The 12,050-nt window shown below is 36.4% G+C and carries 12 protein-coding genes, 1 tRNA gene and 1 riboswitch; of the genes, 6 read left to right on the top strand and 7 right to left on the bottom strand.

The annotated features are described in order from the left end of the window. Positions 1-74 (bottom strand) — tRNA-Arg (locus GZ63_RS0113715). A 320-nt stretch (positions 75-394) separates the two neighbouring features. Between GZ63_RS0113715 and clpP the strand changes: the two genes are divergently transcribed. After that, complete coding sequence (gene clpP / locus GZ63_RS0113710; RefSeq protein WP_029270492.1) at positions 395-994, top strand: ATP-dependent Clp endopeptidase proteolytic subunit ClpP; 600 nt, start codon at positions 395-397, stop codon at positions 992-994. 58 nt (positions 995-1,052) lie between these two features. Here clpP and dpaA read toward each other — a convergent pair whose 3' ends face one another. Further along, positions 1,053-1,931 (bottom strand): dipicolinic acid synthetase subunit A, encoded by an 879-nt coding sequence (gene dpaA / locus GZ63_RS0113705; RefSeq protein WP_318842390.1) that lies wholly within the window; start codon positions 1,929-1,931, stop codon positions 1,053-1,055. 294 nt (positions 1,932-2,225) lie between these two features. Between dpaA and GZ63_RS0113700 the strand changes: the two genes are divergently transcribed. Next, positions 2,226-3,317, top strand: a complete 1,092-nt coding sequence (locus GZ63_RS0113700; protein WP_029270488.1) for a branched-chain amino acid aminotransferase — start codon at positions 2,226-2,228, stop codon at positions 3,315-3,317. Positions 3,318-3,405: 88 nt separating this feature from the next. Further along, on the top strand, positions 3,406-4,314 hold the full coding sequence (locus GZ63_RS0113695) for a DMT family transporter (RefSeq protein WP_226374428.1): 909 nt from the start codon (positions 3,406-3,408) through the stop codon (positions 4,312-4,314). A 102-nt stretch (positions 4,315-4,416) separates the two neighbouring features. Here the strand turns inward: GZ63_RS0113695 and GZ63_RS0113690 are convergent, their stop codons facing one another. Genes GZ63_RS0113690 through bioW form a run of 5 tightly spaced genes read right to left on the bottom strand, consistent with a single transcriptional unit; the run spans position 4,417 to position 9,659 of the window. Further along, positions 4,417-5,631 (bottom strand): cytochrome P450, encoded by a 1,215-nt coding sequence (locus tag GZ63_RS0113690; RefSeq protein WP_051681503.1) that lies wholly within the window; start codon positions 5,629-5,631, stop codon positions 4,417-4,419. Between the two features lie 36 nt (positions 5,632-5,667). After that, complete coding sequence (bioD, locus tag GZ63_RS0113685) at positions 5,668-6,369, bottom strand: dethiobiotin synthase (protein ID WP_029270482.1); 702 nt, start codon at positions 6,367-6,369, stop codon at positions 5,668-5,670. Then, complete coding sequence (gene bioF, locus GZ63_RS0113680) at positions 6,366-7,535, bottom strand: 8-amino-7-oxononanoate synthase (RefSeq protein WP_029270480.1); 1,170 nt, start codon at positions 7,533-7,535, stop codon at positions 6,366-6,368. The genes bioD and bioF overlap by 4 nt, the downstream gene beginning before the upstream one ends. After that, positions 7,525-8,883, bottom strand: coding sequence for an adenosylmethionine--8-amino-7-oxononanoate transaminase (gene bioA / locus GZ63_RS0113675; protein WP_029270478.1), 1,359 nt, complete (start codon positions 8,881-8,883; stop codon positions 7,525-7,527). Before bioA ends, bioF begins: the two co-directional genes overlap by 11 nt. Next, a complete protein-coding gene (bioW, locus tag GZ63_RS0113670; protein WP_029270476.1) occupies positions 8,883-9,659 on the bottom strand; it encodes a 6-carboxyhexanoate--CoA ligase in 777 nt (258 codons plus the stop codon). The genes bioA and bioW overlap by 1 nt, the downstream gene beginning before the upstream one ends. A 177-nt stretch (positions 9,660-9,836) precedes the next feature. Further along, a riboswitch (TPP riboswitch) is annotated at positions 9,837-9,946 on the top strand. A 124-nt stretch (positions 9,947-10,070) separates the two neighbouring features. Between bioW and tenI the strand changes: the two genes are divergently transcribed. From tenI to thiS, 3 genes are read left to right on the top strand one after another with little or no spacing between them, the layout of a single operon-like run. Then, positions 10,071-10,724: a thiazole tautomerase TenI gene (tenI, locus tag GZ63_RS0113665; protein WP_226374426.1), complete on the top strand. Its 654-nt coding sequence runs from the start codon at positions 10,071-10,073 to the stop codon at positions 10,722-10,724. Beyond that, the gene (gene thiO, locus GZ63_RS0113660; RefSeq protein ID WP_156947738.1) at positions 10,725-11,813 is read left to right on the top strand and encodes a glycine oxidase ThiO; all 1,089 of its coding nucleotides are present in this window, start codon (positions 10,725-10,727) and stop codon (positions 11,811-11,813) included. 32 nt (positions 11,814-11,845) lie between these two features. Beyond that, the gene (gene thiS, locus GZ63_RS0113655; protein WP_029270471.1) at positions 11,846-12,049 is read left to right on the top strand and encodes a sulfur carrier protein ThiS; all 204 of its coding nucleotides are present in this window, start codon (positions 11,846-11,848) and stop codon (positions 12,047-12,049) included. Position 12,050: the final 1 nt, after the last annotated feature.

The raw sequence follows: 12,050 nt of genomic DNA, 5'->3' as shown, positions 1-12,050 counted from the left end.
CGCGCCCGAGAGGATTCGAACCCCCGACACATGGTACCGGAAACCATTGCTCTATCCTGCTGAGCTACGGGCACATATTAGACACATTAGATATTATAACGTTTTCTATCCATATACACAAGAGTTTTATTATATGTAATGTAATTAACCTGTTTCATTGAAAAAGAAGGATATTTTAGATCTTTGTCAAACTGTATAATAAGTATCCATTTTAAGGTTTAAATGACTATAAATTGGGAAACCTATAAAGTATGTTTGAAACATCAAAAGGTCATAAATAGATAGCATCGAAATAATAGATGTTTTTGTTTGACCTTTCCTGACCTATTAGTTATTATTAAAATATATTCACAACATCGTGAATGAAGTTGAACGATAAGGGAGGAAAATAAACATGGTTTTAATACCAACAGTTATTGAACAAACCAACCGTGGCGAACGAGCATATGATATTTACTCACGTTTGTTAAAAGACCGAATTATTATGCTTGGCAGTGCAATTGATGATAATGTTGCAAATTCAATTGTAGCACAATTACTTTTCCTAGAGGCAGAGGATCCTGAGAAAGACATTTCTATCTATATCAACTCACCGGGCGGGTCCATTACAGCTGGAATGGCCATCTATGATACAATGCAATTTATAAAATCAGATGTATCAACCATTTGTACTGGAATGGCCGCATCAATGGGTGCTTTCCTATTAGCTGCCGGAGAGAAAGGAAAACGTTATGCACTTCCAAACAGTGAGGTAATGATTCACCAGCCATTAGGCGGAACACAAGGACAGGCGACTGATATTGAAATTCACGCACGCCGCATTATTCAAATGAAAGAAAAGATGAATAAAATTCTCTCTGAACGTACTGGTCAGCCGCTAGAAGTTGTTGAACGCGATACAGAACGCGATAACTTTAAGTCTGCAGCACAAGCGGTAGACTATGGCTTGATTGATAAGATTTTGGAACGTAAACAAGATAAGGATAAAGAATAAGAATAAAAAAAGAGGCTGTTGTCATAAGGAACCATCCCTTATGACAAACAGTCTCTTTTTAATTATTGTTAAATGCTAGCACATCCGTAAAAACTTCTGCAATTACCTTGCCGGCTGTTTTAGGAGCAACTTTTCCTGGTAAACCAAGTCCGTGTATTGTTTGAATATCATGTTTTTTGGCAAAGTCAAAATCGACTCCACCTGGTGAGGAGGCAAGATCAATGATGAGTGCTGACTGTTGCATACTTGAAAGAACAGTTGAATTGATAACTAGATGGGGAATTGTATTAATGCAAATATCAACATTACCAATTTTTTGGTTTAAATCTTTCATGCACACCGGCTTTAACCCCATCACCTTCATGCGAGCGATATCTGCTGATTTTCTTACACAAACAGAAACATTGGCTCCAACAGCGGAAAACATGCGTGCAACGGTTATTCCCACTCTTCCAAAACCAAGAATCATTACAGATGATCCGTGAATCGTGTAATCAGTATGCTCCATCGCTATACTTAACGCCCCTTCGGCAGTAGGAATTGAATTATAAATAGCTAGGTCATCACGGGCAAATAAGCGTACTAATCTCCGGTTGCTGCTTCTTGTTATTTTATCCAAAAAGCTATTAGATATTCCTGTACATATAATGCAGTGTTTAGGCGTTTGAGTGACCATATCCTCTGTTAAATAGATAGATTCGTCAGAGAAAGAGGTCTTTATTTTTCCCGATGCATCTGTTCCAGACACAGGTAGTAAGATGGCATCGATTGTATGAAGGTCTAAATTCTCGCATTTCGTATGAAATATATTAGGAGTATCAAAGGAGGCTGATTCATAGCCAATTAAGTATATATTTGCCCCATCTGCGGCCAATGTATCAATGACTTCAAGATATCTGGCATCCCCGCCAATTAAAAGGATGTTTAAGTTTTTCAATATAATCTCCACCTTTCACAATGGTATTATCATATCGTGAGTATTGAATTTTTAGAACCAATACAGTTACATTAATAAAATGGTAAATTAAAAAAGAATGAATGGAACAGTTAATATACAGTCATTTGCATTTTATTATTTAAAGTTTCAATATAATAGATATATTTTAAAAATTATTGTATAATTAATATTAAAATTTAAATTATTTTATATCACTTCATCTCCTATTAGCTGATAAAAAGATAGGATTTAGTACGGAAAATCAGAGTGAATTTTAATTAGGGGGCTTCACCGATGAAAGAACAAAATATTAAAATCGATTTGGCAACGACCAAAAAACAAAAGCCAGCAGCTGATCAATTAGTATTTGGAAAGCAATTTACAGATCATATGTTTGTTGCTGATTATACTGAGGGAAAAGGGTGGCATGACAAAAGAATTGTACCTTATGAACCGATCACACTTGATCCATCTGCGATGATTTTTCATTATGGTCAAACTGTTTTTGAAGGTTTAAAAGCATATATGGGCCAAGACGGGTCTATCAGATTATTCCGTCCAGAGAAAAATATGGAAAGACTAAATAAATCAAGTAATCGATTGAGTATGCCAAAAGTAGACGAAGCATTGGCATTAGAAGCGTTGAAGAAGTTAATTACAATTGATAAAGACTGGATTCCTAATGCAGAAGGAACATCACTATATATCCGTCCATTTATGATTTCTACAGAATCCAATCTTAGTGTTTCCCCATCTAAAAAGTATCGTTTTATGATTATTTTATCTCCTGTGGGAGCGTATTATAAAGAGGGAATTAATCCTGTGAAAATTCTTGTGGAAAATGAATATATTCGTGCAGTTGCTGGTGGAACAGGAACAGCAAAAACAGCAGGAAACTATGCTGCAAGTTTAAAAGCACAGGAAGAAGCTGATCAAAAAGGATTTTCTCAAGTATTATGGTTAGATGGAGTGGAAAAGAAATTTGTAGAAGAAGTTGGCAGTATGAATATCTTTTTTAAGATAAATGGCGAAATTGTGACACCAGCTTTAAACGGAAGTATTTTAGAAGGAGTAACTCGAAACTCCATCATTCAAGTATTAAAACATTGGGGTATGCTTGTTAAAGAACGCAAAATTTCCATGAAGGAAGTTCAAGAAGCACATCATAATGGTCAATTAGAAGAAGCTTTTGGAACAGGAACTGCAGCAGTTATTTCACCAATCGGCGAACTTAACTGGGAAGGGGAAGAAATGGTTGTCAATGAAGGGAAAACAGGTGAAATATCTAAAAAACTATATGAAACGTTAACAGGAATTCAACTAGGAAAATTAGAAGATCCATTTGATTGGGTAGTAGAATTGCCGAAGGAATCTTCTGTTAAATAATAAGTAGAATATAAAAGCAAAAGATATTGGCTCCTAGCATTTTTGGTTAGGGCCTTTATTTATTGCTTTTGGGATAGGGGGTTTTTATTTGTATCCCTACATATTCATGATTTTCGTTGTACTATTTTATGCAGGAAATATTCTTGTTGGTAAAGCAATGAACGATTTGCCGCCGCTTACCATTGCATTCTTTCGGTTGTTAATTGCGTTTATCATAATGATCCCGTTTGGAATTCGTGAGGCATGGACATATCGGTCAACATTTTTAACATACAAAAAACCTTTTCTGTTAATGACCTTAACAGGCATCACGCTATTTAACACTTTTATATATGGAGCTTTAAGCTTCACGACAGCGACGAAGGTATCCGTATTAGAGTCATCCATTCCGGTTGCAACAGTGATATTAAGCGTCATTTTACTTAAAGACAAATTATATTTTGTCCATTGGATTGGGATTTTGTTGTCCTTTTTCGGATCATTGTGGGTGATTATGAATGGTCAGGTATTCCATCTGACATCCATTGATTGGAATGTTGGCGACGGAATTATGATCGGAGCGGTTATTGCATGGGCGATTTATTCGATCATGGTTAAAAAATATATGCATCTGTTTCCTCATTATGGAGTTTTGCTTATGATGACAGGCATTTCTGTCATTATATTACTACCTGTTGTCCTTTTGGAATGGTTTATAGCTGGATTACCCTTCCTTACTATTGCGAAGATAATGGGTCTTGTTTATTTAGGAGTGTTTCCATCTTTTATTGCTTTGCTGTTCTATAACCGCGCTGTTGATTTGTTAAGTCCATCCCGAGCTTCTGTGTTTCTGAACTTTTTACCGATTGTTACTATGACCGGTGCATTTCTATGGTTAGATGAGGAGATAACAATCATGCATTTAATTGGTACATTAGCCGTAATTATTGGTGTATTGCTGACTACACAGGTAAAAGTGCAAAAAAATAAAATTGATAGACAGATTGAAAATGGATAGGCAGCAGCTTTATTGTTTTCAAATAATAGCAATTCTTATCATTGGAAGACGATACAAGTTAAGCTATAAACTTAACTTGTATCGTTTGTAATGAACTTTCAATTAATCAACAATAACCGGAAGCTTCGCTAATGCTCTGAAACCAATAAGCCTTCGCCATTGTATATTATCGGATTGTAGTTTTATGTTAGGCTTTTGTTGTATTAGTGCAAGAAGTGCTATTTTTGCCTCCATCCGGGCAAGTGAAGCCCCAATACAGAAGTGGGCACCATGGCCAAAGGAAAGATGAGGGTTAGGTTTTCTTGTTATATCAAGTGTGTCAGGAAGATAAAATGTATTAGGATCTCGATTAGCGGCCCCTAATAATATGTATATATGTTCCCCACTTTTTATAGATTTTCCACCTAATTCCATATCTTCAGAGGCTATACGAGCAGTTAATTGTGTAGGGCTCTCGTAACGTAAAAATTCTTCGATGGCTGTGTCAATCAAATTTGGATTTTCTTGCAATTTTAACAATTGATCAGGGTGTTTTAGCAATGAATAAATGCTATTACAGATTAAATTAACGGTTGTTTCATGACCAGCAATAACGAGTAGAATACAGGTTGCAATCAATTCCTCTTCTGTTAGTTGTTCATCCTTTATCAATAAACTGATTAAGTCATGCTCAGGGTTATTCGTTTTTTCATGAATAAGATGTTGAAAGTACTTCATTAATCTTTCAATGAGATATTCTCCCTTTTGTATATCTACCTTTGACCGGGATAAATCAATCGTTTTAACTAATTGAATAGCCCATTTTCTAAAATGGTGTCTTTCTTTTTCGGGTATGCCTAATAGTTTAGCGATCACAAGACTAGTTAATGGAAATGCAAAATCAGAAATGATATCAATCGTTTTTTTCCTTTGTTTTGTGCAGTCTTCTAGTAGTTCATGAACGGTATTCTTTATATAAGGTTGATAATAACTAATCCTCCTTGGAGAAAAAGCTTTGCTGACTATTTTGCGAATCCTGATATGGTCCATTTGATTTTTATAGAGTAACATATTTGTCAGTAGCTTTCTTAGATGTTGGTATTTCTTTGTCATTACAGGTAAAGGAATTCGGTTCTCTAACCGGCTATCCTTTAGAGCTGTTTTTGCTTCGTTGTAGCCGGTTATAAACCATCCGCGGTATTTTCGTTTAGCGTTCCAATACACCGGATGTATGGACTGTATATGGCTGTAGGTCGGATAAGGATTGTTGATAAATTGATGCGTATTTAGAGGGAAAGAAATTAGATCTTCCCTCGTTAAATGATTGGGGCTTGACATGAAAATCCTCCATTCATTGATTTAAATAATTTTCAATCATCCGTTCTGTTGCATTTGATGAATAAGTGAAGCGGTGTCAATATTGTCTTTTATAATTTGTTTAAAATCTTGTGCATCAACTACTTGCATTTTTGGTAAAATACCCAGGATTGGTACTTTACAAAAAGATTCGATTAAATTTGGATTTGTTTTTTCAGCGAGATTAGGTGGATCGTCTATTCCATTTATGATGATGCCAGCAATGTTCAGTTTCATTTCTTTAGCGTATTGTACTGTTAAAAATGTATGATTGAAAGTACCAAGGTCTGAACGGGCAACGATTATGATTGGAAGTTGTAATTCTTGAATTAAATGGCTGACTAAAAAATCTTCACCCAATGGTACAGATATACCACCGGCACCTTCAACTATGAAATAATCATGCTTTTTTTGGATCTTTTTCCAGTGTGCTACGACATCCTCTAAATAAATGCTTCGTCCTTCTAACTTAGCAGCTACATAGGGCGCTAATGGCTCTTTAAATTGAAAGGGCGTGATCGATGCATTCGACAGTTTGGTCTGTGCCATTTCCTTAAGAAGACTTGTGTCACTATTAGGATGATACCGCGAAGCACCACTTAACAAGGGTTTGTATACACCTATATCCATATTTTTTTCCTTGAATATAGCTGCAAGACCAGATGAAATTAATGTTTTTCCGACATCCGTATCAGTACCTGTTATGAAAAATCCTTTCATATGATATTCAACTCTTTTCCTATTTCTTTAAATGATAGTAACAACTTTTTGATGTTTTCTTCCGTATGTTCTGTCGTGATCGTTAGTCGGATTCTACTTTGTCCATATGGTACACTTGGCGGGCGAATAGCAGGGGCATAAATGCCTCTTTCATAAAGTTTATCAGCAAATAGCACTGCTTTTTCGGCACTCCCAATCAATACCGGTATAATAGGTGTTTCTCCCCCTCTTACTTCATATCCCATTTCTGTAAGTGTTGTTTTTACCGTCTTTATTTTTTTTAGCAAAAGGGAGCGTTGTTTTTTATCTTCTTCTATCCTATTTATTGCTGTATAGGATGCTGCACAAATGACAGGGGCAATTGCCGTTTGAAAAATAAAACTCCTTGCGTGGTTTAGTAAAAAATCGATGGATGTTTTTGAACCTGTAACAAAGCCACCTTCCGTTCCTATTGCTTTACTCATGGTACCAATGACGATATCAGGTTCAACGTCAAAATATTCATTGGTTCCCCGTCCATTTTTACCAAGGACTCCTGTCGCATGTGCATCATCTACAATGACAAAGGTGTCATAACGATTTGCTAATGCAACAATTTTATCTAATGGTGCTATGTTCCCGTCCATGCTAAATACACCATCTGTGATAATAAATCGTCTTTTATAGTTAGATGTCCTTTTCAATTTATTTTCAAGATCCATCATGTCAACATGTTTATAAATCACTGTGTCAGCTTTTGATAAACGGCATCCATCAATAATACTGGCATGGTTCAGCTGATCACTTAAAATAATATCGCCTTCTTCAGGAACGGTTGATAAGACACCGATGTTCGCTAAATAACCACTTGAGAAAAGAAGCGTAGATTCTGTTTTCTTAAATGTAGTGATACGATTTTCGAGCTTGTGATGCCAATACGAATGACCTGTTGTTAATTGTGAACCACTACTTCCTACTCCAAATTCAATTAAAGCGATTTTGGCAGCATCAATTAATTCTTTTTTATTAGCCATTCCTAAGTAATTGTTTGATGAGAACACAAGCACATCTTTTTGGTTTACCAGCATTTGAGGGCGAGGTCCATGATGCATGATTCGCAACTGTCGATATAAACCAGCATTTTTTGTCTTTTCGAGACGTTGGGTGAGCCATTGATCAAGCGTCAATTGTAGCTGCTCCTTGTGTTACTTCAACAATCGCGTTCTTCATGATTTTCACCATTTCAGTTAATTCATCACTACTGCTTGCAAATGGCGGCATAAAAACGATGACATCTCCCATCGGTCTTGTTATCATTCCTAATTCCCTCATTTTTAGTGAAACATGATATCCTACTCGACTATTGAAAGGGAACGGTTCCTTTGTTTTTTTGTTTTTAACTAATTCTATCCCACATATTAATCCAAGTTGTCTTATTTCACCTACATGGGGAAGTAGTTCTAGGTCATACAGTAATGTTTTCACTTCTTCTGCTTTTTCGTTTACACGATCGATGATTTTTTCTGATTCAAATAACCGCAAATTTTCAATCGCTACTGCACACCCAAGTTGATTTCCGGTATAAGAATGTCCATGGAAAAGTGTTTTTAGCTTTTCATAATCATCGTAAAAAGCGTTATATATATCCTCTGTTGTAAATGTTGCAGATATTGGTAAATAACCTCCTGTAATTCCCTTACCGACTGTCATTAGATCAGGCTGGATTCCCTCATGTTCACAAGCAAACATTTTACCGGTACGGCCAAAGCCAGTCGCAACTTCATCCACGATCATAAGTACATCGTACTTTGTACAAAGCTCTCTCACCCCCGATAAAAATCCATCAGGCATAACAATCATACCTGCGGCTCCTTGAACCATGGCCTCAATTGTTAATCCTGCTATATCTTGATAATTTTCAATAAGTAATTGCTCGAGAATATTTAAACATTCATCGCGGCATTGGTCTGGATTTTCACTGTTGGACCGATATACATTTGGGATAGGTGCTTTAAAACTATCAAACATTAAAGGACCGTATACTTGGTGGAAAAGCTCTACTGACCCTACACTTACAGCACCTATGGTGTCACCGTGATAGCCATTGTTCATTGATATAAACTTTCTTTTCTTTTGGTATCCTTCATTTTTCCAATATTGGTATGCCATTTTAAGTGCAATTTCAATAGCTTCTGCACCGCTGTCTGAATAAAATACGCGTGTTAATTGTTCTGGAGTAATCTCAATTAATTTCTCAGCTAGTTCTGTTGCAGGTACATTTGTCATCCCAAGCAATGTGGAATGCGCAATTTTATTTAATTGCTTTTTTATTGCATCATCTAATTCTTTTTTACGGTGACCATGAACATTAAGCCAGACAGATGAAAAACCATCATAATATTCTTTCCCATCGATATCCTTTAATTTAACTCCATTTCCACTCTCAATAATGAGGGGATCCTTTTCATAATCTTTCATTTGCGTAAAAGGTAACCATAAATGTTCCTTACTTTTTTCCAGTAATGTTTTTGTCATTATTTATCCCTCCAAGAAATTAAAATTGGTTGCTTTTGCAAGTAATGAATATAAGAATTTGTATATTTTGTTCCATCAATAAAGAAAATTCTGCATCCTTGCTCATCACCAGGAGACTTCATTTTCGTAATTCGCTGATAACCTAATCTTTTACTGGCTACGTAACCAGTTATATAGCCGGGATCATCTGACCAACATAATTCTGCAATGGCTAAAGGGTGATCATTCACTTTCGTAGCAAGAACGAGTGCTTCTTTTAGTCTTGGATTTGTTGGGAGGTTATAAAATGCAGCCCATCTTTCAAAATCTGATTGCAACCAGTCCATCCTAGATACACGTATTCCACGTTCGTTTGAGTTATCAACCCGTTCACCTGATTGGTAATCAATTAAAATGGCTCCTCTTAATTCAGATTGATCTATTAAATGTTGATATCCCTTTGCAATAGCTTTTTCTGAAACCCCAGATTGAACGAGAAACTTTAATGCCAATTCCCTTCCTGTTTTATCCGAATTCACTGAATTATTAGAGACGAATAAAGGATTGATTTTTTTAATGGGATCATTTAATACATCAAATTGTATCTGCATAAAATCAGGATCTCCCCTTGAATGAGATAAGGCTTTATCCAACAGTGTATTTACCGTATCTTTTATTTTATCGTATGTACACAGAGCTTCGCCTCCGGAAATATGTTTTTCATCTTGCTCTGAGGATGCATATTTTGAAGCTCTCATCCTGATGCTGAAGTATTTTTCGCTTGTGTAAATAAGCATTACACCTCCTTCTATTGTTAACTTTAAAAAAATAAGGTTTACAATAGTAGAATAAAGCGTAACAATTATCCTGTCAATAGAAATTTCCTAATATAAAGCGAAAACGTTTGTAATTGACACATAATTAAAACATGTTAGACTAATAGTAGACATTAAAAATTAAAACTAGATATTGAGTATAAACACTGGGGGTGCCTTTTAAAAAGGCTGAGATCAAAGTGATTACTTTGGGACTCTTTGAACCTGATCTGGTTGAAGCCAGCGTAGGGAAGTAACGTGTTGAGGATTACATCGAATGTTATACATATGTTTAGTATGTGTAATTATTTGTTATGTTAAAAATCTGAAACCACTTCCTTATGCGCTGTGCGTAACGGAAGTGGTTTTTTGTTTATATAAAAGTCATTTCCGTTGATAAGACAAAAGTTTACGATTCCAGAACGGGAGGTGATTCCATTCACTAAACAATTACATCTTATCTCAACAGGACAACAATCTGCTGAAACTTTTACTGGCATTCTACAAACGATTCATGAATATGTTGATAGGGTCCATATACGTGAAAAAAATTGGTCTGCAAAGGAAATAGTGAATGTTGTCCAAACATTAATAGATAAAGGAGTTCCGCAAGAAAAGATCATTATTAATGACCGTATTGATATTGCATACATCATGCAAACAATTGGTGTGCAGCTCACACATCATAGCGCAGATATTGCTTTGGTAAAAGGAGCGTTTCCATCATTGCAAATTGGTTGTTCAACTCATTCAGTGGAGCAAGCAATATTAGCGGAGGAAAAAGGTGCAAATTACTTGTTTTATGGTCATATTTTTAATACACAATCAAAACCTGGTATACCTCCTAGAGGACTTGAAAAATTACAAGAAATTACAAGTACCGTCAAGGTGCCAGTCATAGCTATTGGTGGTATTACTCCTGAAAATACGGGAGAAGTAATTAAAGCAGGTGCTAGAGGGATTGCAGTTCTATCAGGGGTTTTACTCGCAAAGAATCCTATACAAGCTACATTAGCATATAGAAAAAGTTTAGAGAAGGCGAAGTGAATGATGAAAAAACATTATGATGTGATTGTCGTTGGAGGCGGAGTTATTGGGAGTTCCATTGCTTACCAATTAAGTAAGCGAGGAAGAAACGTGCTGCTGCTGGAGAAAAATAAGCTAGCCAGCAAAGCATCAAGTGCTGCAGCGGGAATGCTGGGTGCGCAATCAGAATTGGAAAAAGATAGCCCATTATTCCGCTTAGCTAGAAAAAGCAGGGGAATGTTTCCAAAACTTGCAGAGGAATTAAAAGAATTGACAGGAATAGATATTCAACTCGTACAAAATGGGATATTTAAAATAGCGAAAACGGATGCAGAAGCTGCTTCACTAGCATCCATCATATCCATTCAGAAAAAGCTAGGTGAAAGTGCATCTTGGATAGCTCCAAACGAATTAAGAGAGTGGGAACCTTCCCTTTCTGAGTATATAAAAGGGGCTATGTATATCCCAAACGATGGAAATGTTTCCCCACCAAATCTATCTAGAGCATTAGCTCATGCTGCTATAGGTCTGGGAGCAGAAATGATGGAACATACGGAGGTTTGTGGTTTTATTAAAGAAACAAATAGAATCATAGGCGTTCAAACGATGATAGGCAAAATATTTGCCGATGAAACAGTTATAACAGGGGGGGCGTGGAGTGAACAATTACTAAGTCAATTAGGGATAAAGTTGAACACGTATCCAGTAAAAGGAGAATGTTTTTCCGTCCGGGTTAAAAAGAGCCCGGTTATACGAACGATATTCTCAAAAGGTTGTTATATTGTGCCAAAACCAGATGGAAGGCTAGTTATTGGAGCGACCGAAGAAGCAAATACATTTGATGAATCGGTTCATTTAGAGGGCCTCGTTCAGCTTATGCAGCGCGCTATCAAACTGATTCCGGAATTAACCTGTGCACAGTGGGAAAAATCTTGGGCTGGGATTCGGCCGCAAACAGCTGATAAAACACCATACATGGGAAGACACCCGCTGTTTGAGGGATTATCGATTGCTACAGGTCACTACCGGAATGGAATACTTCTTGCACCTATTACCGGGTTAAATATGGCCAAACTTCTTGAGGGAGAGGAAATAGAAGCCCCTTTTTAAATAAAACAACGTAGTGTAGAGGAGGTGAGCAAGTGAATCTGCGAGTAAACGGGGAGGTTGTAACTGTACCTGATTCGGTGCGTACAATTAAAGGAGTTATTGATCATTTTAACATAAACAACCCTGTCATCATTGTGGAACATAATGACACGATTTTAGATAAAAATGCACATGAAAAAACTCAAATTTTTGAAGGTGACAAAATAGAATTAGTCCAATTTGTAGGAGGCGGTTGAG

It is taken from the genome of Virgibacillus alimentarius, assembly GCF_000709085.1.
In the GTDB taxonomy this organism is placed as follows: domain Bacteria; phylum Bacillota; class Bacilli; order Bacillales; family Amphibacillaceae; genus Virgibacillus_B; species Virgibacillus_B alimentarius.
This window is presented reverse-complemented; position numbering and strand designations above follow the sequence as displayed.